This window comes from Allobosea sp. BK604 (genome assembly GCF_004341515.1).
Lineage (GTDB): Bacteria > Pseudomonadota > Alphaproteobacteria > Rhizobiales > Beijerinckiaceae > Allobosea.
In genome coordinates, this window is the sequence record NZ_SLZF01000006.1 from 153,337 (window position 1) to 176,202 (window position 22,866).

Annotated in this window: 19 protein-coding genes; 16 read left to right on the top strand and 3 right to left on the bottom strand. The window is 63.0% G+C overall.

Annotated elements, in window-relative coordinates; translation table 11 throughout:
* Positions 1 to 41: 41 nt before the first annotated feature.
* The 13 genes from EV560_RS19385 (at position 42) to EV560_RS19445 (ending at position 18,004) form a co-directional block, all read left to right on the top strand.
* Positions 42 to 4,352 (top strand): coiled-coil domain-containing protein, encoded by a 4,311-nt coding sequence (locus EV560_RS19385; RefSeq protein ID WP_131857444.1) that lies wholly within the window; start codon positions 42 to 44, stop codon positions 4,350 to 4,352.
* Between the two features lie 45 nt (positions 4,353 to 4,397).
* Positions 4,398 to 7,211, top strand: coding sequence for a right-handed parallel beta-helix repeat-containing protein (locus EV560_RS19390; protein ID WP_131857445.1), 2,814 nt, complete (start codon positions 4,398 to 4,400; stop codon positions 7,209 to 7,211).
* Between the two features lie 62 nt (positions 7,212 to 7,273).
* On the top strand, positions 7,274 to 8,047 hold the full coding sequence (locus tag EV560_RS19395) for a glycoside hydrolase family 108 protein (protein ID WP_131857446.1): 774 nt from the start codon (positions 7,274 to 7,276) through the stop codon (positions 8,045 to 8,047).
* Positions 8,044 to 8,256 carry a hypothetical protein gene (locus tag EV560_RS19400; RefSeq protein ID WP_131857447.1) on the top strand — a complete coding sequence of 71 codons (213 nt, stop codon included), beginning with the start codon at positions 8,044 to 8,046 and terminating at the stop codon, positions 8,254 to 8,256. Before EV560_RS19395 ends, EV560_RS19400 begins: the two co-directional genes overlap by 4 nt.
* A 99-nt stretch (positions 8,257 to 8,355) precedes the next feature.
* Positions 8,356 to 8,757, top strand: coding sequence for a hypothetical protein (locus tag EV560_RS19405; protein WP_131857448.1), 402 nt, complete (start codon positions 8,356 to 8,358; stop codon positions 8,755 to 8,757).
* The gene (locus EV560_RS19410; protein WP_131857449.1) at positions 8,757 to 9,245 is read left to right on the top strand and encodes a hypothetical protein; all 489 of its coding nucleotides are present in this window, start codon (positions 8,757 to 8,759) and stop codon (positions 9,243 to 9,245) included. Before EV560_RS19405 ends, EV560_RS19410 begins: the two co-directional genes overlap by 1 nt.
* On the top strand, positions 9,242 to 9,646 hold the full coding sequence (locus EV560_RS19415) for a hypothetical protein (protein ID WP_131857450.1): 405 nt from the start codon (positions 9,242 to 9,244) through the stop codon (positions 9,644 to 9,646). The genes EV560_RS19410 and EV560_RS19415 overlap by 4 nt, the downstream gene beginning before the upstream one ends.
* A gap of 476 nt (positions 9,647 to 10,122) precedes the next feature.
* Complete coding sequence (locus EV560_RS19420; protein WP_131857451.1) at positions 10,123 to 10,818, top strand: hypothetical protein; 696 nt, start codon at positions 10,123 to 10,125, stop codon at positions 10,816 to 10,818.
* A 396-nt stretch (positions 10,819 to 11,214) separates the two neighbouring features.
* The gene (locus tag EV560_RS19425; RefSeq protein WP_131857452.1) at positions 11,215 to 11,631 is read left to right on the top strand and encodes a hypothetical protein; all 417 of its coding nucleotides are present in this window, start codon (positions 11,215 to 11,217) and stop codon (positions 11,629 to 11,631) included.
* 23 nt (positions 11,632 to 11,654) lie between these two features.
* The gene (locus EV560_RS19430; RefSeq protein WP_131857453.1) at positions 11,655 to 11,975 is read left to right on the top strand and encodes a hypothetical protein; all 321 of its coding nucleotides are present in this window, start codon (positions 11,655 to 11,657) and stop codon (positions 11,973 to 11,975) included.
* A 109-nt stretch (positions 11,976 to 12,084) separates the two neighbouring features.
* On the top strand, positions 12,085 to 15,252 hold the full coding sequence (locus EV560_RS19435) for a hypothetical protein (RefSeq protein WP_131857454.1): 3,168 nt from the start codon (positions 12,085 to 12,087) through the stop codon (positions 15,250 to 15,252).
* Positions 15,253 to 15,499: 247 nt separating this feature from the next.
* Complete coding sequence (locus EV560_RS19440; protein ID WP_131857455.1) at positions 15,500 to 16,489, top strand: FG-GAP repeat domain-containing protein; 990 nt, start codon at positions 15,500 to 15,502, stop codon at positions 16,487 to 16,489.
* Positions 16,490 to 17,572: 1,083 nt separating this feature from the next.
* Positions 17,573 to 18,004, top strand: coding sequence for a hypothetical protein (locus EV560_RS19445; RefSeq protein WP_131857456.1), 432 nt, complete (start codon positions 17,573 to 17,575; stop codon positions 18,002 to 18,004).
* Between the two features lie 49 nt (positions 18,005 to 18,053).
* Here EV560_RS19445 and EV560_RS19450 read toward each other — a convergent pair whose 3' ends face one another.
* Complete coding sequence (locus EV560_RS19450) at positions 18,054 to 18,803, bottom strand: Crp/Fnr family transcriptional regulator (protein WP_131857457.1); 750 nt, start codon at positions 18,801 to 18,803, stop codon at positions 18,054 to 18,056.
* A gap of 1,229 nt (positions 18,804 to 20,032) precedes the next feature.
* On the opposite strand from EV560_RS19450, the gene EV560_RS36465 reads away from it, so the two are divergent.
* Positions 20,033 to 20,164 (top strand): hypothetical protein, encoded by a 132-nt coding sequence (locus EV560_RS36465; RefSeq protein WP_465247028.1) that lies wholly within the window; start codon positions 20,033 to 20,035, stop codon positions 20,162 to 20,164.
* A 263-nt stretch (positions 20,165 to 20,427) separates the two neighbouring features.
* On the opposite strand, the gene EV560_RS19460 is transcribed toward EV560_RS36465, so the two are convergent.
* Complete coding sequence (locus EV560_RS19460) at positions 20,428 to 20,724, bottom strand: hypothetical protein (protein WP_131857458.1); 297 nt, start codon at positions 20,722 to 20,724, stop codon at positions 20,428 to 20,430.
* A gap of 45 nt (positions 20,725 to 20,769) precedes the next feature.
* The gene (locus EV560_RS35835; protein ID WP_165923544.1) at positions 20,770 to 20,916 is read right to left on the bottom strand and encodes a hypothetical protein; all 147 of its coding nucleotides are present in this window, start codon (positions 20,914 to 20,916) and stop codon (positions 20,770 to 20,772) included.
* 106 nt (positions 20,917 to 21,022) lie between these two features.
* Between EV560_RS35835 and EV560_RS19465 the strand changes: the two genes are divergently transcribed.
* Together EV560_RS19465 and EV560_RS19470 are read left to right on the top strand one after the other, a co-directional pair.
* A complete protein-coding gene (locus tag EV560_RS19465) occupies positions 21,023 to 21,553 on the top strand; it encodes a LexA family protein (RefSeq protein ID WP_248312136.1) in 531 nt (176 codons plus the stop codon).
* On the top strand, positions 21,550 to 22,836 hold the full coding sequence (locus EV560_RS19470; protein ID WP_131857459.1) for a Y-family DNA polymerase: 1,287 nt from the start codon (positions 21,550 to 21,552) through the stop codon (positions 22,834 to 22,836). Before EV560_RS19465 ends, EV560_RS19470 begins: the two co-directional genes overlap by 4 nt.
* Positions 22,837 to 22,866: the final 30 nt, after the last annotated feature.

The following is a 22,866-nucleotide window of genomic DNA, read 5'->3' on the forward strand; positions in this document are numbered from 1 at the left end:
CGGAACCGAATCCTTTTCCGACCGGGGCGGGTGCCTGGGACGTGCTCGGCTCTGCATTTCGGCAGGAGAATGTCGTCTCGAACGTCGTTTCGCTGCTGAACCGGCCGATCTATGAGCCGGAGCCGGGATACAACCCGATCGCGGCCCTGCGCGGCACGAAATACGAGCGCGACTATCTCGACGAAGCGCTGTCGATCCGCAGCCCTGACGAGATGCGGGACTTTCAGGCCCGCATCGATCGCGAGGAAGCGGACAAGCGCGTGCTGCATGATGCCGGCGGTTGGGGCGTCGCGGCGGGGATCCTCGCCGGCACGCTCGATCCGCTGATGTTCCTTCCTGTCGGCGGCGCTGTGAAGTCGGTGCGCGGCGGCTATAGCGTCGCGCGCTCGGCTGCGCTGGTCGGCGGTCTGTCCGCTCTGCAAACGGGTGTCTCCGAGCTCGCCCTGCAGTCGGCGCAGGAAACCCGCTCGGCCGGCGAGAGCCTGATCTCGATCGCGACGAGCGGCATCCTGGGCGGGCTTATCGGCGGCGGTGCTGCCGCGCTGATGACGCGCGCGGAGCGTTCGGCGCTTGAGTCCGCGCTTTACGGCGATCGGCTGAAGGTTTCCGAGACGGTAGACGAAGCGCTCGGCGCGCCTGCCGTTGGTATGGCGCGCTCGGCCGGCGCCGCCGCGGCGGACACGCGCGAGCTGAAACTCGTCGGCTTCGGCCTCGACAAGGTGCCGGTTATCGGCTGGCTCATGGAGCGGTCCAGCCCGACCATGCGCGTCTTCTCCTCGGACAGCATCGCGGCGAAGCGCGCCATGGCCGACCTGGCCGAAACCTCGCTGCGCTTCGAAGACAACGCGCGCGGCGTGGCGACCTCTTTCGACGGGCCGCCGCTCAGCCGGCTTGTCCAGTCGCAAAAGGTGCGCATGCAGCTTGAGGCCGGCGAGACGCTGAAAGAGGCGTTCGCGGATTACCGGTTCGGCGCCGCTGATACCTCGGCACCGATCGCGCGCGCTGGCTTCGATGACCTCCGCGGCGCGGCTCCGGAAAAGATGGGCTTCCCCGAATTTAAGCGGGAGGTGACCACGGCCCTGTTCTCGGGCGATGTCCATGCGGTGCCGCAGGTTGAGCGCGCGGCGAAGGCGATCCGCGCCAACGTGCTGGAGCCGATCCGCGCGAAAGCCGTCGAGTTGAAGCTGCTCGATCCCGACGCAGCCCCGAAGAATGATCCCTCCTGGTTCGCCCGCGTGTGGGACAAGCAGAAGATCGCCGCCAAGCGGCCGGACGTGGTCAAGCGCTTCACCGACTGGCTGGAGAGCGAGCAGACTCGCAAGGCCGGTGCACAGGAGCGGTTGAGCGCGCTGTCGGATGAGCTCGACGGGCTCGACGACAAGCGCGCAAAGCTTGAGGCGCAGGTCGAGCGACTGGAGCAGCGCGCCACGGAGTTGGAAGGACGCATCTCGGAACGCGCGATGGAGGCCAAGCGCGCCGGCAAGCGGGTCGCGACGCTGGACGATCGCGCGGCGGCGCTGGCCGAAGAGCAGGCCGACATCGAGGAATTCATTGCGGCCATGCGCGAGGAGGTCCGCGACCCGGGCCTGCGCGAGCGCATCGATCAGCTAGAGCGCGAGTTCCGCGCCGCCCGCGCTGAGGAAGCCGGTGCCCGCGTCACTGACCGCGACCTTGACCGGATCGAGCGCGCGGAAGCCGACGCCGTCCTCGGCGACCGCGTCGGCAAGATGGCGGCCGAGATCGTGCTCGGGAAGCGCCGGCCGGTGAAAGAGCCCTCGTTCGTGCACTGGCTCGCGCGCAACGGCGGCATCCGGGAAGGCCAAGGCGATGTCATGGCGACGGTCGGCTCGACGCGCCAGCATCCCGGCCTTGTCAGCCGCAACGGCCGCTCTGTCGACGAATGGGGCGAGAAGCTGCAAGAGGAATTCCGCCTCGCTGAGCGGCCGGATGAACGGCAGGTTCTCGAATGGCTCGACGAAGCGCTGCGCGGGCGCAATCCGTTCTTCTGGACCGATAGCCTATCCGCCGGAGACCACATGGCGCTCGACGCCACGAGGTTCGCCGCATCGGTGAACGAGGCGATGGATCGCGCCGGCTTCAATCCGAAGACGCGCGGCGATGTCGCGGCGTTCCTGCGCGGCGAGGATGCACCGGCCCGGTCGTTGGAGGATCTCGATCGCGCACTCGGCGAGATGGAAGCCGCAGCCATTCCGCCGTCTGTTCGGCTCGAAGGCGTTGAGGGCAACTTGACGCTCGCCCGGGAAGATTTGGCGTCGGCCCGGGCCGCCGTGCAGCAGGGTCTCGCCGGGCGCGAGGCAGCCGCCGGGCGGCGCCGGTTGCTCGCCGGCCGGCAGAGTGAGGCCGGAATACCTGACCGGGTGAGCCGCGGCCGCATCGGCATCCTGAACGATCAGGCATCACGCTCGGCAACCAAGCGGCAGCTGCTCGATGACGCGCTGGAGCTCGGCAAGGCGGCAGAGGCCGATGTCCTGGCGCGGGTCGAGCGCGAGTTGCAGGAATGGGGCGGCAAGTCGGCGAGCGAGGCGCTGACGGCGATCCGCTCGCGCGAGAAGGCGGCGACTGCGCGCGGCCCTGATGCCGCTCGCCTGGCGTCCGCCGACCGTCCGGTGATGGCTGCCATGCGCCGCATTGTCGGATCGGATCGCGATCTGTCCCGGATCGAGTTGGAAAGCCGCGCGAACGAGATCGTCAACCGGCTGCTTGGCACGCCTGACGGCCGGCTGCCCTATGACGTGGCCTCGGCCGGTGGCGCCCGGCAAACGCCGGAATCGGGCGAGATGCGCGGCGCGCTGAAATCGCGCGAGTTCGCCATCCCAACCGCCCTCGTCCGCGATCTGATCGAGGATGACGTCGAGCATCTGCTCGGCACCGTCACGCGCACGCTGCTGCCCGATATGGCGCTCGTCGAGCGCTTCGGCGATGTCGACATGGTCAACGTCATGAAGCAGATCAACGAGGAGTACGCGGCGAAGGCCAAGCCGGGCATGTCGGAGAAGGCGCTCGACGCGCTGGAGAAAGAGAAGCAGCGCATGCTGCGCGATGTGGGCGCCACGCGCGACCGCATCCGTGGGGTCTATGGCATCGCCGCTGATACGACCGGCCGGAACATCGCCCGCGCGGCGAACGTCGCCCGCAACTTCAACGTCATCACCGACCTGGGAACGTCGACCCTCAACAGCATGGGCGACGCGGCCGGCGTCGTGTTTCGGCACGGCTTCGTCAACGTGTTTCGCGACGGCTGGCTGCCGTTCTTCCGCGCGATGACCGGGTCCTCTCCGCAGTCGGCCGCTGAACTGCGGCAGATGAAGGCCATGGGCATCGCGGTCGAGACGCAATTGAACCTGCGGCAGCACGCGCTTTCCGACATCACCGAAAATTACAAGCCCGGCACGAAGTTCGAGCGAGCCATGCAGTGGGCGGCGGACAAGTCGCAGATCGCCAACCTGCAGAGCTATTGGACGGACATGGTCAAGTCCGTGGCCGCGACGACGGCGAGCGCCGAGATGCTGCGGGCCGCGCGCCGGATCTCCGAAGGGCGCGGCACCGCGCGGGATATCGCGAACATGGCCGAGTCGAACATCGACAACGCCATGGCGCAGCGCATCTGGTCGGCCATGCAGGACGGCGGCGGGGCGAATGTCGATGGCGTGCGGCTGCCGAACACGGCCGATTGGAAGGATCGCGGCGCGGCGCAGGCATTCGAGGCCGCCCTCGCCCGCGAGACGGATATCGCCGTGGTCACGCCCGGCCTGGAAAAGCCGCTTTGGATGTCCCGCTCGGGCGTCTCCCTGCTCGGGCAGTTCAAGGCGTTCATCGCCGGCGCCAACGAGCGCATGCTGATCGCGAACCTGCAGCGCTCCGACATCAATACGCTGCAGGGCCTGGTCGCCTCCGTGCTGCTCGGCATGCTGTCCTATCGCCTCTACACCTGGGTCTCCGGCCAGCCGGCCAGCGATCGGCCGCAGGACTGGTTCAAGGAAGGCGTGTCGCGCTCGGGCGTGCTGGGCTGGCTCGACGAGATCAACGCCACCTCGGGCAAGATCACGCGCGGCCAGGCCGACGTGTTCCGCCTGATCGGCGCCGACAAGCCGCTCTCGCGCATGCAGTCGCGCGGCATCCTGGGCACCCTCGCCGGCCCGACTGCTGGCAAGATCGAGCGCATCGCCCAGATCAGCGGCTCGGCGGCGACCGGCGAATGGACCGCCTCGGACACGACGGCAGTGCGGCGGCTGGTGCCCTTTCAGAATCTCTTCTATGTCCGCGGTCTACTCGATCAGGTCGAGAAGGGCGTCAACTCGGTGATGGGCATCCCGGAGCGCGCGCCGCGATAGCGCCTGTGCGGTGCGGGCTGTCGGTCGGGCGGCCATCGTCCGGCCATGGTCGCGCCCGTCATCGCCAATTCCGATCGCATCGTCTCGTACAGCCCGAACGCCAGCGCCGGGCCGTTCCCGGTGCCGTTCCCGCTCTTCGACAATACGGGCGCCGATCTGCGCGTGACGCTGGACGGCGAGGTTGTTGCCGGCTGGACGCTGGCAGCAGCGGCTGAGCCCGGCTTTTACGGCTCGCCGAACACCTACACGAATTGCTCGATCACGTTCTCGGCGCCGATCTCGGGTGCGCTCGTGATCAAGGGCCGCCGCGCTCCTCGGCGCACCAGCAATTACGAGGAAGGCCGCGGCATCCCGGCCAAGGATCTGAATGTCGAACTGAACACCCTCACCGCCATTGCGCGGGAGGTGCGCGCGGACGTGACGGCAAACGAGACGCTCAACCTCGCGCAGCAGATCGCGCTCGTGCAGTTGGTCGAGCGGGCGGACGATGCGGAAACGCGCCTCGATGGCCACGACACCCGGATCGGCGAGATCGAAAACAATCTGGTCGGCGCGCCAGACAACATCCTGGCCGTGCTCGCTCAGGTGCTGGCGGCCGCGGCTTCAGTCCAGAACCCCGACCGCAAATTCGTCGTCACCTCCCCGCCGTTCAACTACATCCCCTATTCCAGCGAGGCGGCGGCAGAGCACCCGTCGAGCCTGACGTGCGACACTGCGGTTCGGCAGGCCGCAGAGGCGGCGAACCTGCTCGGCGGCATCGTGTATTTCCCGCCGGGCTACTACGCCATTCAGGACGGGCTCGATGGGCGCGGCCTCTCGAACGTTCACTTCATCAGCGACAACGCCCACCTGATCCCGAAGCCCGGCCGGCTGAACGGTTCCGACAACATCACGCGCAACAACGTTTTCCAGTTCTTGAACTTCGACAAGTACGGGCCTGACCTCGACAAGGATTATGACCCGGTCAATGGCGGCTATAAGAACAAGAACGTCAGCGTTCAGCGCTTCCATATCCACTGCAAGAACCAGAACGGCAGTGGCATTGTCGTCGATGGGCATTTCGGCCGTTCGCTTTCGGCGATCGAGACTCTCGGCATCGACAATTTCGCCGCGATCGGGAACAAGATCTATGACGCGTACGGCAACGGCATCGTCGCCGGCACCGTCGATCCGCGGGCCTATGATGAGAATGGCGTCCGCGTCGGTGCCCAGAACCCCATCATCGAGGGGAACGAGTTCTACGGCTGCTTGCGTGGCGTCCTGCCGCAATATGCGACGGCGCTGGCGCCGGCCGGCATCACCGGCTCCGTCATTCAGGTGGGCTCGTGCATCGACGGCCGTGTCAGCAACAACTACTGCAAGAACGCTTCCGGCCCGTTCCTTGATCGCTTCAACGATCCCGGCCTGAAGGTGTTCGGCAACCGCGTCGAAGGTTTCGGCCTCTACCCGGTCGGCGCGCATCCTGATAGCCGAGTCGGCTTCCACCAGCACGTCGGCATGGTCCGCTCGGACTTCGGCATGTCCGACCATGATGTGGTCAACAACACGTTCATCGGGACGGGCGGCGTCTTCGATAGCGGCGCCATGACCGAGTTCTTTCAGACGGGCCAAGTGCGCACGCCTGGGCCGCGGCGCGGCCGCTATATCGGCAACCGCTTCATTCGCCCGTCCGCTGGCGTGCAGATCACGGCGCCGGCGATCGGTGCGAGCGGCGAGCATTATGCCCATAGGCAGCCGTCCGACATCTACACCTATCCGGTGCTGATCCAGTGGGTCGGCGGGACGAATGTCACCTTCCTGCGCAAGCGCGGCGTCGGCACCGTCCCGACTATCGAGCTGCCGGAGGACAGCTTCGCCGCCTACCCGGCCGGGCCGAACAAGTCGTTGGTCATCTACCGCGGCGACGAGATCGTCATGAACTACAGCGTGGCACCGAGCTCGTGGTCGTGGTTTGTCGTGCCCAACATCGACGCCGCGGCCATGTATTTCCACGGCGGTTCGGTGACCGACCACCCGGCGCAGTGTCTCGATCTGCTCGTGCGCGGCAACTACATCGAAGCGCCCGGCACGATGGGCATTGCTGGCGTTGACGTGTCGCGCAGCCGGTTCGAGGCCAATACGATCCTGGATCCCGGCGCCGTCTATGGGGCGCGGGCAATTCAGTTCGGTGCCGCGATCGATCAGGCCGGCGGCGGCTCGAGCGACAACGTATTCTCGGGCAATCACGCGCTGGACCGCCGCGATACCAGCGCGCTCATGCAGGGCATCTATTCCGATGCCGGCCCGCGCAACCTGCGCAACCGGATCGTCGACAACCACATCGGCGCAGGCATTGCCGCGTCGCCGACCATCCCGGCCACGACCGTCGAGTTTGCCAATCCGTTCGGGTGCAGCTGCATCGTGACGGTTTCAGGCGGGACGGTTAGCGCGATCGCGGTGGGCCCGGCCGGCTCAACCGTGGTGACTGGCGTGACCTCGGGCCCGGTCGTGGTGCCGAATGGCCAGGTCATCAAATTGACCTATACCGTCGCGCCCACATGGGTGTGGACGGCGTCGGCCGTTGTCGAGACGAGCACCGCAACGACGTACATCTCTCGCAACTTCGGTTCCCGCGCGCCGACGAGCGATCTTGGCGCGGCCCCGTCTGTGCCGGCGACGACGGTCGAATTCGCGAATCCGTACAACTTCGATTGCAACGTCTCGATCAGTGGCGGCACGGTGACGCAAATCGCGGTTGGGGCAGCCGGTGCCACGCGAGCCCTCGGCCTCACGAGCGGCCAAGTGCTGGTGCGGCACGGCGAGGTGATCAAGATCACCCATAGCTCGGCGCCAACCTGGGTTTGGACCATCGCAACATAACCGCGTGTGCGGTGCACCGGGCAACCTGCGCGGCCAAGGTCGGGCATCTCAAGGGGTGCCCGATGTCCAATTTCAACGATTGCCATGAGATCACGGCGAGGTGGGAAGGCGGGTGGTCCGATCATAAGGCGGACCCCGGCGGCAAGACCATGTATGGCGTGACGCAGGCGACGTTGTCCGCGTGGCTGGGCCGCCCGGCATCCGACAGCGAAATCCGCAACCTCTCGAAGGCGACGGCGCTCCAGATCTACCGCAAGAACTATTGGGACCGCATCGGCGCCGACAACCTGCCGCCTGGCGTCGATCTCTGCGTCTACGACTTCGGCGTGAACAGCGGGCCGTCGCGGGCGGTTAAATCGCTGCAGGCTGCCGTTGGCGCGAAGGCTGACGGATGGGTCGGGAAGGAGACGCTGAAGGCGATCGTCATCGAGGATCGGCGCGAGCTCATCAACGCGCTCTGCGATCGCCGGCTGGCCTTCCTCAAGAGCCTGCCGACGTGGAAGACGTTCGGCAAGGGCTGGGGCAACCGGGTCGCCGATATCCGCAAGCGCGCCATGGCGATGGCTGCCGGCGGCGTCCAGCCCGAGATGGGCCCGAAGGTTCCCGAGGGTGGCACGGCCAAGGCGCTGCCGCCGCCGCCGGTCGAGAAGACGATCAGCACGGAACAGAAGGTCGGCGCGGGCAGCCTGGTCGGCGCGGGCGCCGTGCTGGGTTTCTGGCGCGACTACAAGGACGTTCTGACCGATCCGGCTTTCATCGGGGTGCTGCTGGTGCTGGGCGCCGTCGCGGCCTTCCTGCTGTGGCGCAAGGCGAAGCCGGTTGAGGCGGTCGAATGACCAAGATCTACGCCATTGCCGCGGCCGTTGTCCTCGCGCTGCTGGTGGTCTCGTACACGAAGGGCCGCATGGACGGCGAAAAGCTCGCGCTCGCCAAGGTGGCGCAGAAGAACACGGAGGCGGCAAATGCGGCGCGTGAAGTGGAGCGTGATGGTGCTCTGTGCAGCAACGATCCCGCTTGCGTCCTGCCAGACCCCTGGCGGCGGTGACTGTCAGGTCTTCGGGCCGATCGTCGCCTCGTCTCAAGATACGCGGAACACGCAGAACCAAGTCGCCGTCCACAATTCGAAGGGCGCCAAGATATGCGGATGGAAGGCACCTTGACGGCAGATAACGATCACAATGCGCCCCCTGTGCCCATGCTGCCGGGCACGGCGGTTGTCCACATGTCGGACCTCGATCGCCTCGCCACGACGGCGGCGAAGTCGGCTGCGCGCATGGTGCAAGAGCAGTCCGTGAAGCGGGAGGAGATCGAGGAAATCGCCGAGACCGCTGCAAAGGCCGCGATCGACGGATTGCTCGAGCAGGTTTTCGACGTCGCGCCCGGCGATAAGAAGGCGCTGATCGAAGTCCGCCGCGACTTCACTGCCATGCGCTCGGCGCGAGAGACCCGCGAGGCCGTGGTCCGTCATGGCATGTTCGCGATCGTCGGCCTGTTCATGACAGGCATCGGGACTGCGATCTGGTTCACGATCAAAGGGGGCAAGTGATGCTATCCGCGCGCACCGCCGCTGCCGTTGGCGTGTGGGCGACTGCTGGCGTCGTCGGGACGATCATGTTCGTCTTCGGGACCCCGCGGCTCGAAGCGGCCTTTGCGCCGGTGCTGTCCGAGCAGCGCGTTGAGTTCGAGCCGGGAGATCGCACGCCGGGCCGGATGTGCTGGACCTGGTATTGGGTCAAGGTCCGCTATGCGCAGCCGATCGTCGTCGCCTGGACGATCACGGTCGAAGGGACCGCCGTCGAGTTCCCTGTCATCACGGCACGCGAAAGCGATGGCGAGGTTCTGCGGAACCCCGAGACCTCAGCGCTCGGCCCCGGCCGGCGCGACCTTTGCGCAGCCATCCCGACCGAGCTCGACCAAGTGAAGGGCCTCATCATTCGCGGACAGATCAACTACCGCATGCCGCATGGGCTCTGGACGATCTGGCAAGAACTGCCATCCGTGCGCGTGCCGCCGCTTAACGAGGGCAAACCATGACCACGCTTCCCAACCTCGAAACCCTGGCCGAGCCCGCGATCGGCACCGAGCTCGTCTACGTCTGGCACCCCGTCGCTGGCAGCGGCAAGCGCCCGATCTCGCACTTCACGAAGTTCTTCCTCGGGAACAGCACTGCCACCCCGATCGGCTTCTATGGTGTGACGCCCGTCCCTCAAGCCGGCGAGGCGGCGCAGGCTGCGATCTCGCTAACCATCGGCGCCGCAGTCGTCGGCACAGCGGCGACGCAGACGACGCCCTACGGCTACGCGACGCAGGCGCAGGCCGACGCTCTGGTTGCTCGCGTGAACCAATTGCGCACCGACATGACCGCAGCGTTCGGCCTGCTGCTTGCGATCCGCGCCGCGCTCGTGGCTGTCGGGCTGATCAAGGGATCGGCCTAGGGCGCCGGTAACACGCCCTAGGTTTTTCAGACACTTACCCGCAACTGAAAATCGCAGTGTCGGTGGTTCGATTCCGCCCCTGGGCACCATTCGTCTTTCAAGGCTCCTTAAGCGCTTGAATTGACTGATAACCCCTGACTTCGTTGAGGAACTGGCCGCTCTACCGGTGTAGATGAGCGGAGCAGAATGGTTCTTCGAGTGCCTCGCCCAAGTGGTGCAGATAGCGCCATTCATTAGTTTCAAGGCCACATAAATCGGCTCGCGCCGCCACCGTCTCGACCGGCTACGTTAGCGAGCAGCTTTGGGCTGTGCGGAAATTCGGATATCGAGCTAACCGAGCCGCAATTAGTAATGGAAAGACCCCCCCTTTAGATATGATCCTTCGAGTAGGAATCGAAAGATCAACAATACGTTGACAGATTAAGCCAATTCGCCTCAAATTGTATAAGTCGCGGATTTGGATGGGGGCGTCCAAGATGCAGTGGCGTATCAGCTATCTTCTGACGGTCGCGCTTGTTGTTTCGGCTTGTCAAATTGGCCCAACCGCGCAGCTTAGGACGATTGAGAAAGCCAACCCTACCCAAACGGAAGGCGTCAATAAGCTTACCGGAGAGAAGATCATTCAATCTCGCGGCAAGAGAAGCGACTTGCTGGTGTCTATAAGCTCCGACGCGGCATGGGAAGATTATGGCACCGCAGTAATCGTCAAAATTCGCAACAAGGGGGCTCAGCCGCTTCACTTCGGAGAAGCCTCTATTTCAGCACAACAGCAGCAAAAGGCAGTTCCGGTGTTGGGCTATGCCGGGATGCAGGCAGCCATCGACAAGAAGCAGCAAGACGAAGAGGCCTTGGCCGCGTTTGGGATAGCATTGGGAGCCGCCGCCGGGGGGCTCGCCGGTTCGGGGCGCTTCAATCAGGCTACCACCGCCGCTTTGCAGGCGGGGAGCGTCGTGGCGATCACCGCGTCCACGGCAAGTTTGGCAGAGGCCCAGGCAAATGCGTCCGCTGAAACCGATGAAGCTCCGAAATCTTTCGTGAGCACGGCCACGCTCGCCCCAAAGGGTACTTATGGCGGGCTTGTGGTGCTGGCTGAAGCAGATGGCGGCGGAGCACCGCTGCGGCTCGATGTAGATGTAGGCGGAGAAATCCACTCGGTCATCATGCGCCCCTAGGGAGACGCGAAGATGCGGCTGCTGATTTGCTTTGCGCTCGTGATAGCCCAGCAAATGCCCGAGGCCGCACTTGCCCAGACGAGAAATGCTGAGTGCTTCTCTAGGTGCCCAATCGTTCCTCAATCTTCAAGCAGCTATGCCACGCCTGCCCTCCGTGAGCGGCCCTTCACGGCGCCAGCAGCTCCAAGCCGGCAACCGACAACACCGCCCATCGTTCGGCCTCAGCCCCAGGTAAGGGGCCAACCCAGCGCCCCCGCTGCGCGGGCTCCTTCGCGGTCTTCGGCGCCGCCCCGTGGAGTCGTGCCCTCGCTTTACATTCCGACGGCCCCCACCCAGGTGGCCCCCACAACGCGTGCCTCTGGCTCGTCCGCACGCCTTAGCAGCGCCTTGGATGGCATGAGTTTCGATGAATTGCCGGAGAAGCCTAGGGCAGTCATCAATGCGGGCCGGGCGATCTCGCGGAGTGTAGACAATGCGTTGGCCAAGCTTGAAGACACCCGCGATATTGCATCGACCATGCTGAGCGCCATCGATGATCCCAAAGAGGAGCTGTTCAACCAGCTCCGGGGAATTCGTGACGATATTCGGGCTCGGCTCGTTAATTCCATGCTGGCTGGAGCCATCTCGCGGACGTTCGGAGGTGAGAGCGCCGATGACCCTGACATTCGGCGACTGTCAGAACGCGCCGCCGAGATGCTCCAAACTGCTCCCGCCAACGTAAGGGATCGCATTCGATCGGTGAGGGAGGCCTTGACCGAAACCGTTGAGAGCAAACTAAAGGAAGTGACCTCAGCGATTGAGGAGTTCAAATGAGCCCGCGAGGTGGGGCACTCCTCGTGCTGTTGATCTCGGTGGCTCCGGCGGCGGCCCGATCCGACGGCGTCGGCAAAAGCCTTTCACTTCGAGCGAAGGCCTATCAACTCTGCGTGCTCAAAGGCATGGTTTCTGCGGTGGTCGAAAATGCGCCCACCTCTGGCGAATCTTGCGGGCAGGAAATGGCCGCCTACAAGGCGAGCCTGAAGAGTGGTGGCCTCAGCTCCAAGGAGGTTGAGCGCCGGGCGGGTGTCATGCGGGCTCAAACCGATAAGACTGCCCGCGCCACCCTACTCGCCATCGGCCTCTTCGGGGACGAGTTCCGCCGATACCCTGAGCATTGAGGAGAGAAACTTCACGCCGAATCTCACCGTGCCAGCGCTCACAGCGAAGCACTGCCGAGCGTAGATTGATTCCATAATACCCATATTTCTACAATTCGGAGCCATTGTAATGATAACTTACGATTACTCCCAATCTTATCGCGGCATCACTCATACCCGACAGTTTTTCAGCGGAATATCGTCTGAAATTGTGTCTCAAGCCGATATATTTTCAGATAAAACTTATCGAACGGTCACTGTTTTGGTGCCGGATGCTGACGGCGTTCTGGTCCCGGCGCAAACTTACGCGATCTACAGGGGTCAGTTCTATGGCGACGACGTCGATGATTTTCTTCCGACCAGTTCCGCAATCTACAAAGTCGATGTCGCAAACCAAGTCGGTTTTCGATTGCAGGTGAGTGCCCCTGCCTTCCCCGATATTAAAGACCATGTGGCCGGCTTTTACAGCTCACATGCAGCATTCCTCGCTGCTGCGAATGCCTACGTTGGTATCGTGCAGAATTGGTATGACGCCGTCGATGCTCTAACATTAACGCAAGCGCAGTTCGGCGATGCCGGTGGAACGCTCGGCACGTTCACCTCCGATACTCCGATCCGAGTTGACGGGCTCGACGCAGCGCTACTCGATGTATCTTCCCAGATAATTGGAAGTAAATTCAACGACATCCTGGAGGGTGGTTCCGCCGATGACACGATCACGGGCGGGGACGGAGCCGACCGGATCGACGGGGGCGGAGGTGTGGATTTCATCGACGCGGGCGGGGGAGACGACACCATCCTGGGCTCGTCTGGAGCCGACACTTACAAGGGCAGCGAAGGGACCGATACGTTCGACTACCAGACGAACGGACTTTCCGCCATCGCAACCGGCACGCACCACGCAATCCATGGAGGGCTCAATCCTCGGTCCCCCGGCGCCGTTCAAACTCTCGGAGACCTCATTACTCTACCGGGCTCTGCCAACGAGTACGTCATCACGCTGAATGGCCTGGGCACAACGCTCGTCCCCACCACGCAAAGTGGGAGCCCCCAAGTCTTCTTCGATACATTCGACGTTGAGCGCGTCCGCTTCGCCGCTCCGGTCAGCAATGCCGTTACGCTGACGGGCGGCAATGTCACGCGAGAGATGGCCCAGCTTACGTTGGAGAGCTACGGGAACGCGACTACTGCGGCTACTCGCGGCTGGCATGCGGTAGCCGCTATCGAACTGGCGATTGCTCCAGCGGTCGATAGCCAATCCACCCACTACAGCTTCGTCAATGGCCTGTATCGAGCCACTGGCGCAACCCCGGGGGAAGCCGATGCGCTGGTGTTGACGGGATTAGTGGACAGCAAACGAACGCTGGCGGTGTCGTTTCGGGGTACCGATAGCCTTGGCGACTTTGCGGACTATGACAATTTTAAGAACCACTATGTGAAATTTCAGCCCCTTATCGCTGGGATGAAGGCGTATATTGCCGACGCGAACAACGGGATAGAACAAGTCCTTGTATCTGGCCACAGCCTTGGCTCAGCCATGGCTCAATACTTCGCCGCGGAATCACTGACTAAACCCGTGATGGCTTTCGGATGGGGGTCTCCCGGCGCAGAGCCTCCACCCACCCCCTCAGCGATGGTCAATTTTTTCGATGTCTTCGACCCAGTACCGAAACTCGGAGCAATCGGGGGCAAAGTGAGGGTCGGCGGTGACGTGTTTATTCACAGCCTTCTCGACAAGGACTCCTTCGACATAAAGACATTCACCTCTGAAGCTCACTCGATGGAGCTTTATACCCACGAGACGCGGCTTCTGGTCGAGCATGCCGCTGACAGCGCCAGTTCCTTCTACACCACGACTCTCGCAAGCAATCTTCGGGAGGGCACTCCCTATACCGGCCCTGACATTCAGATCATGCCCGGCACGATGAGCAACGACCGGATGGCTGGCTTCTCCGGGGACGATTTCGTTCTGGCGGGGAATGGCAACGACACGATCCTGTTGGACAGCACGAACTGGTTCGCGTTCGGAGCTCGCACGCTCGACGGGGGCTCGGGGCTGGGAGACAAACTTTTTCTGCCGACGCTTGTGGGCGCGGCCATCCAGCTCACGGCGCTGAACGCGGGGGACAGCGACCTTTCCTACAAGCCCTTTGCCCTGCTTCCCGGGTTGCACATCGGGACGCTGCGCGGCATCGAAGAGGTTATGACCGGCGATGGCCAGATCATCCGCCTGGGCGTGCCCGCCGCTAACATACAAGGCCCGAGCGGTGGCGCAGCCCAGTCGGTCGATCCGAGCTTCGACGCGTTCGATGCGGGCGACGGCACCCAGATGATCGCGGGCTCGAGCGCTGATGATACGATCCTGCTCGGGCTTGGCGCGAAGGTCGTCAGCGCGGCGGAGGGCGACGACACCGTACTTGTGAAAATCTGGGCCGATGGCTCCGACGTGGTGGTCGACGGCGGACGCGGCAAAGACATTCTGATCGGCGGGACCGGGAACGACTTCCTGCTGGGTGGGCTCGATGTCGACATCCTCAGCGGCCGAGCCGGCAACGACACGTTCGGCGTCAACGACAGCGGCGATCAGGTTTTCGAGGACGCGGCCGAAGGCATCGACTGGGTCCACAGCACGATCGATTACGTGCTGCCCGACAATGTCGAGCACCTGTATTTGCTGGCTGGCGCGACCACCGGCATCGGCAACGCCGAGAACAACGCCCTGATCGGGAACGCGGCCGACAACATCCTGTCTGGCGGGGAAGGCATCGACGAGTTCATCGGCGCCGGGGGCAGCGACACGATGATCGGCGGGCGGGGACACGACTTCTACTATGTCGACAGCCGCTACGACACAGTGGTCGAAAAACCCGGCGAGGGTACCGACCGCGTCTTTGCGACTGCGAGCTTCACCTTGCCGGAGAATGTCGAGGTCTTGATCCTCCAGGGCAGCGCCCAGACCGCGATCGGCAGCTCCGGAGACGACGCACTGATCGGCAACGCTATCGGGAACGTCCTCTCGGGCGGAGCCGGCAATGACGAGTTGTTCGGCGGTGGCGGCAACGACACCTTCGTGTTTCGGACCGGCTATGGTCACGACGTCATCGACGACTTCCAGGGCGGCCTCGGAAGTGGCGATGTCATAGCGCTGGACCCGGCGCTGGCATCAAGCTTCGCCCAAGTCATGGCACTGGCCACCCAGATCGGGGCCAACACGGTGATCTCGTTCGGCGAGGCCGCCTCCCTCACCTTGGTCGGGTTCGCCAAGACCAGCCTGGCGGCGGATGACTTCGTGATTTGACCGAACCGCTCCGGTTAACCCACACCCCTCCCCGCCTTCATGGGACCGAACGCGTGCGGGGGCTGCAACGGCGTCGTCGGTGAGCGTCAGGGAACTGCTTCGGTGGCCTTCTCCAGCCCCTCGCCGCAGTATCCCCGCCGCTCGCCCGGTAGCGCCTCCCGCATCGCGCGGACCTCAACTCTGCTCGCAGATTCCGCGCCTCATGGTGTAACTTAAGTGCCTGCCATCCGATCCAAGGACATAGCCGATGACGACCCGCGATCTGACCCGTGACGGTTCGAGCGACATCATCTGGTGGAATGACAATGGCGCACTCGGCTATTGGGATTTCGATCACGGCACTCCGAGCTGGGCCGCACTTCAAAGCGTCAACCGATCGGCCGCTACACTCCTGGGGGTCGGGGACGTTACCGGTGATGGCGGTCAGGACATTCTATGGGATGCCCGTGACACAGTTATCGCAACAACTTTTCTATATTATGGCGAAATCACCAATCAGCGTGTGGGCTATTGGGATATGGATAATTCCAGGATCGAATCCTGGCAATTGACCGGCGATAATTTCAGTTCCACCTATTTGCGGAGCAATTTTCCTCCCATCACCGAGGAGGTCCGCGGGCATCTCGTTGATATCATCTATTCCGACGGCGCTGATTTCTTGGGCGATGGCCGATCGAGTTACATCATAAATGATCAGGGAACTTACTCGATCCGCGCGCTGGCAGACCCGAACCATGCTTACACCACCTACTCGATCTCGCCGGGGAGCGACTGGTCGATTGCTGGTCTGGGCGATTTCACCAAAGACCGCACCACGGATATCCTGTGGCGCAACGCTGCCACTGACGAGGTCGCTCTCCATTCGGTCAAGAACGGAGTGTCGATCTCCTATACCGCCCTTGGCTCGGTTGGCCAAAATTGGGAGGTCGCCGCCACAGACGATTTCAACGGTGACGGCAGAGCGGATATCCTCTGGCGCGATGCAAGCACCAACCACTACGGCTTCTGGACGACATTCGATTACGGATCGTCGGTAGCCGCAGCCTGGACGGAGCTCGGGATATTCGATCCGGACTGGCAAGTCGCAAAGACGGGCGACTATTTCGGCGATGGCTCGGCGGACCTGATCTGGCGCAGTACGTCAACCGGCGAGCTGCAACTGTGGGACTACGATCAGGGCGTGATGACCGGATATGTCGGCCTTGGCATTGTCTCCACGGATTGGCATCTCGTTTAGAGAGACGACGGTTCCAGGTCGCTGGTAGGGATAGCCGAATCGCTCGGTCGATCGGGTTATGCCTTAGCCACTCGTCGAGGGCGGTGACCAGTCCGATCAGTTCGGCCTCCTCAGCGCTATCCGCGATGCAGCCGGTCAACCCCCGTGCACGCTCCGCTGCGCGCTCGACATCGCCGGCATATGGCGCAATGGGAATGGCCAATCGGCCATGACAATCCGGCTCCGGTTCAGCACGGACTAACGTTGCCCGCTTGTGCGGCTGCGGCAAGAGTGCGCAGGGGTATTGCCATTCAGGCCGCTCGCGGTTTGGTTTTTACTCAGGCGCCGATTTTCCGGTCATTTCCCGTTGTCGTCGGGCCGTTGACCCGCATGCGAGCGGACGCGCACTTACTTCCTCAGAAGCCGAGGTTGCTCGTATCCATACCAGTTCTTGCCGTCCTTTGCGTAGGACCACGGATTCTCGGTCAGCTTGGTCGAAGGATGCGGCTCTTCTCCGCGCGCAAGCGCGGCATCAGCCACCCGACGCGTCCTGCGATGCGCCAGCTGCTTGTCCTGCTTATCGCTCGGGGCAACCGTCATGCCCCCGGCTGGATTTTTCTTTCGAGAGCGCGACATCCGGCTGAAATATCTCAGCGAGCGGTGGCGTTCAAGGAACCGCCTGTTTTCGCTCTGCTTTTTCAGGCGACCGGGAACCAGTCTCGGCTCGCGGTGTTGATCTGCCGGCACTCATCCAAGCGCCAGCCTACCGCCGACCAGGACGCGAGCCGCGGATGTACCGGCCGCGCTGGTCGGAGGTAGCAGCCACGGAGGACAGAATGTCAGCCATTGAATTTCGGAGGCCTCAAGCCCAGATGCCGGCACTACGGAAGCTGGCGTCCCTCGCTATGTTGGTGGCGGCGACCGGCTTCATCCTCACCGTTCTGGTGCAGTGAGGGCAGCAAGGGTTCAGTAGCGGCCGTTCGCTCGCGCGACGACGGTCACAAGGCTCATCAGGGCTCTTCGGCGGCATCGGCCCGTTGCTGCTCACCGCCTTCATCTGGCACGACATCTGCAAAGCGTCTCTGCGTGCCGAACGGAGGGAACATGAACACGTGGGTCGCGCCTGGTGTCCGCTGCATCTGCGTCAACGACGATTGGACGGAATTCACCGCCCGCGGGCAGGTGTTCCCGGTCAGGCAGCCCATGATCGACGAGGTGCTGACGATCCGGGACGTTCAGCCGGGCCTCAGCGGCGGCAACGGCGAGCCGATGCACGGCTACCTCGGGTTCTGGGAGATCGACATCGTTCAGGAGAGCGGAGCGGTCTTCGCGTCGATCCACTGGATCGTCACTCATTTTCGTCCGGTGCAAGAGCCGAACACGGACATATCCGAGCTCAGCGCTTTGCTGGAGCCGGGGCCGGGCGAGCTGCAAAGGGAATGCGTGGGATGGACGTCTCGCTCTACCGCAGCCTGCTCACCTTCGCAGTCGGTGGCGGGACTGGCAGGCCTGGCCGGCTGCTGCCACTCCGGGTGAAGCTCCACATTTATCCTTACGCCGGGAGGTGTGTAATCGCCGGTCACGCTTACCGCGGCTCGTGTGTGAGATTAAGATAGGCTGGATCGAAATCAACCAACTCGGCCAGCCCTGTGAAATCGTGGATGGTGATGACCGATCCTTTCCAGCTGACCAGCCCCGTATTGCGCAATTGTTTTATGGTTCGATTGACGTGAACCAATGATAGACCCAACACATCGGCAATTTGAGCTTGCTTAAGCGGAAACTCGAAAGAATTACCTGAAATTAATCTTGCAGCGGTCAGTCTCGTGCTCAACTCGCAAACCAGGTGACCGAGGTGATGCAAGGGGGACCTTCGGCCAAAGCAAGCGATCCAAGCTCGATGTATCGCGCCATCGACGATGGTGGGGAGCCAAAGCAGCCGCCCCAGGTGCGGCGCAGCTTCGGAAATTTTCATCAACTCAGCATGCGGGATGTACGCGACGACGCCATCGCTCAAACCTACGACGCTATGATCGATCACCCTTGTAAGGACGACATGAAGGTCAACGAAATCGCCAGCAATATGTACCGCTGCGATTTGCCTTCCGCCATCTTTCAGCATGATTTCACGGCCTGCGAAACCGCTCACGACGACGCAACTCTCGCTTGGACGCGAGCCCGCGCAAACCAACTCGTCGCCTCGGCCGAACGACCGGAACCGCGTGGGCAAGCTTGCGATCAGTTCCTGTTCTTGAGGGGAGAGGCTATCTCGAGCTTTTAAATTTCTGCAGATGTTCTGGATCGCCAGTGGTCTGTGGTTAAGGCGCTCATCCATCGAGCCGCAACCTCACCCCAGAGCGGCGCGCGCGGCAGCTTGGCCATCTCCGTGCTTTATCGGCCAGCCAGAACCGGACGGTCGGCAGGCGGTAGACCTGTGAGTGTGACGGCTCGCGCATATGTCCCGCGGTAGGGCCGAGCCGGCGCCCCCGCTATTTCAATTGACACTCTACCTCTCAAAAAAAACCAATCGCTTGATCTAGTGCTGGCGTCTGGGGCCGGGCGGCCTTCGCGGCCTTCCCCCCAGCGTGCTCGGCGCTCTCAATTTCGACGTCGTAATCGGCCGTATCGCGTTCGGTATTGGCATGCCGGCCGCCAGAGCGACCTTTCGAGCATTCCGATATTTCGGCCGCTCAGACTTCTGAACCTTTGGCGCGCGCCCGCGTTCATCCGCCGGCACGCATCCAGCGCCAGCCTACCACCGACCGCTGTGAACCGCGGATGTACCGGCCGCAGCCGGTCGGAGGTAGCACGCAGTGAGGACAGAATGTCAGCCATTGAATTTCGGAGGCCCCAGTCCCAGATGCCGGCACTGCGGAAGCGGGCGTCACTCGCCATGTTGGTGGCCGCGACCGGCTTCATCCTCACCGTTCTGGTGCAGTGAGGGCAGCAAGGTATCAGTAGCGGCCGTTCGCTCGCGCGACGACGGTCACAAGGCCCAGCACTCCTAACGGGGGCTGGGCCTTTTTTCCCTCAGGGTGCGTTTTATTTTTGCCGGCCTAACCTTTGGTAAGGACTTCCCTCGCCAAGCCTCTTACAGTCCGTAGATCGAAGGTCGTGTCGCAACACCTTTGATGCTGGCCAGGCTCCGTCGGTTCACGCTGGCGGAGCCTACTAGAGCTTCCGCGGCAGCCTCATTTATGAACCTTTTGCGCCGCTCCGCGTTGAATCTCCGGCACTCATCCAAGCGCCAGTCTGCTTCCGACCGGTCGAGATCACGTATTCTCGCCAGCGCCGGTCGGAGGTAGCAGCCCCCAAACCGGCGGAATTCAATGAAAACAGCGAAAATTGCTTTTCAGATCCAGGTGAGTTCTGACCTGATCGAGCGCCAGCAAACTTACTTCGTTGGAGCTGATACCGAGGAATCGGCGATGGAAGCGCTGAGGACGAGTAAGTCCGTGCCTACCTCTTCCGACATGAGGATCGTGCGCTCACTTGGCACCGCTGCGATTCAGCAATTCGAGATAGGGCCGGGTACCATCTTCAGATGGGTTTAGGCCGCCGGAACTGCCGGCCGAGATTGAGTTCCGCGGCTGGAGCGATGATGACAAACTGCGTCATGCGTCGTTCAAAGGCCTACGCGAAGAAGCCGAAATGGGCGATGTATTCCAGCTGAAGACCTATCCTTCAGCGCAATAGCTTCGCGCTCGAATCGAGATACTCTCGCGATTGGCGACGAAAGCGCATCCATTGCCAATGATTATGCATTGTCTTGCCTTGGATCGGCCATGACGCGTTCAATCGCCCAACAGAGCGGTTACAGGTTAAGTATCTCGCCGCCTCCTGCCAGCCCCTCAACCTGGCCAGAGGCGGCGCTCTTTTAGGTTCCTCTGTAAGCCGTTGTCGCTCGTCGGAGCGCGCTGTTCGGAGATGAACGCGAGGCCTCTCAAGCTATATCGCCGCTACTGCGCCCAGCGCCGTTCTTCCCAACGCTCGAAGCTTTCGACGAGCAGAGCAAGCTTGCGCTCCTCCTCGCTGTCCTCGAGACATCCGGCGAGCTCGGCGATGTGCTCGCTGACGCGCTGGCAATCGAGTTCGCATTCAATCAGAGCGCCTGCTGGCCGGCCCGTCTGAAACGCCTCGATCGCGTCGGCGAGGTCTGCAAGCTCAGCTTCTTCATCGCTCTCGCATGTGCAGCCCATCAGGTATTCTGCCCTGCGCAGAGCGGCCGTCAGCTCGTCCATGCTGGTGATGACCATTGGCATGCCCCCACAACCGGACGCGTCGGGCTTCGTTCCCTGGGGCTAGGCGTCGTTGCCTGGAGCTGGTGGCGCGAACAGTTCAACGGCAACCCGCTCGAATTCATCGGCGCCTCTGATCATGGCGTCGGCCTCGACAAAGTCTCCGCCGCGGCGCGTCTTCTCGACCAGGTCGCGCTGCATTTGCGCCATGCCTTAGCTCACCCGGCTGCGCGCTCGCCATCTGCCTGATGATCATGGCTTGACTCCTGCTCCTGCTCGGATGTTCTTGTAATGTTCTCATTCGCAACAGAGTCAGATGGCCGCTGCCGAAGCCAAGAAAACGCCGGAGCTGGACGACGAAGAGGGCGGCGCGGCAGTCGTCGAGTTCACGTTCTCCGCCCGATCCACGACGGCGCGGGGACCAATGCCGGCGCGAAAGCCGATCATCGGCGAACCCGTTCTTGTTCCGCTGCTTCGAGCAGCCGTCAGTGCAGGATTTCCCTCGCCGGCCGACGATTATGCGGATGGGCCGATCGACCTCACGCGAACGCTGATCACCAATGCTCCGGCGACCTACATCATGCGGGTCTCTGGCGACAGCGCGGTTGATCTCGGCATCTTCGACGGTTCGTTGATCACGGTCGACCGCAGCCTGAAGCCAAGGGACGGCGATGCGGTCGTCGTGGATGTGAATGGAGAGCGGAGCGTCAAGCTGTTCCGGATCGCCGGAGGACAGCCGGGGCTGGCCTATGGAAACCGGCGCTATCCCGACTATGACCCAGGCCCCGATGCGGAAATCCTCATCTTCGGCGTCATCACGAATTCCATCCGGCGGTTTCGGCGATGAGCCGGTCGTTCGCGCTGATCGACGGCAATAGTTTCTACTGCTCCTGCGAGCGCCTGTTCGACCCCAAGCTGCGCCGGCGACCCGTCATCGTCCTTTCCAACAACGATGGGTGTGCGGTGTCGCGCACGGCCGAGGCGAAGGCGCTCGGCGTAAGAATGGCGACGCCGATGTTCATGATCCGAGACCTGGTGAGGCGAGAGGGAATCGCGGTCTTCTCGTCCAACTATGCGCTCTATGGCGATATCAGCCGCCGCATGAACGAGGTCTATCAGCGCTTTGCTCCGGACATCGAGATCTACTCGATCGATGAGAGCTTTCTCGATGTCACGGATATCGAACCGGAGCAGCGCGAGGAGTTCGGGCGAGATCTGCGCTCGACTGTCTCGACATGGACCGGCATCCCGACCTGCGTCGGCATCGGGCCGACGAAGACGCTCGCAAAGCTGGCGAACCATATCGCGAAGACGACGCCACAGCTCGGCGGCGTGTGTGATCTGACCAGCGCATCCGTGCGAAAGGAATGGCTGCCGGCGATTGCCCTGGGCGAGGTCTGGGGCATCGGCCGGTCCAGCCAGGCCAAGCTTGCTGCGCTGGGATGCAGGACCGTGGCTGATGTTGCCGCGCTCGATCCTCGTCCGGTCCGCAAGGCGATGACGGTCGTCGGCGAGCGCATCATCCATGAGCTGCGCGGTACCCCGTGCCTCGACCTGGAGAGCGTCACCCCAACGCGCAAGGGATGCGCGGTGACACGCTGCTTCTCAGGACGGGTGGATGAGCTCGAGGTGCTGCTCGAGGCCGTTGCCTCACATGCGACCCGGCTCGGCGAGAAACTGCGACAGCATGGGCTCGCGACCGACCATGTCACCGTCTTCTATCACACCTCGGAGCATGACCGCGGCGAGCCGCAGCGCTCGGTTTCCTTCACCGTCGATCTGCCCGAGGCGAGCAATGACAGCCTCGTCCTCGTCCGCGCGGCAAGATGGGGCGCCAAGCGGATCTGGAAGGCTGGCTATCGCTATTCCAAGGCCGGGCTCGTCACCGTCGATCTGGTGCCGCCGGAAGCATCACAGAGGGCACTGATCGGAGCGTTCGATCGCGACGCGAGTGGCCGGCTGATGGCGGCGCTCGATGCCTGCAACAAGCGCTTCGGCCGCGGCTCTGTCTTTCCGGCCTCGACGGGCATCGAGCGGCAGCGGCAGCGCTGGCAGACGAAATTCGAGATGCGAACGCCGCGCTACACCACGCGGATCGAAGAGGTCCCAATTGTGCTCGCGAGAGCATGACGAGCTAACGCCGCAGTGGCGCTTTGACAG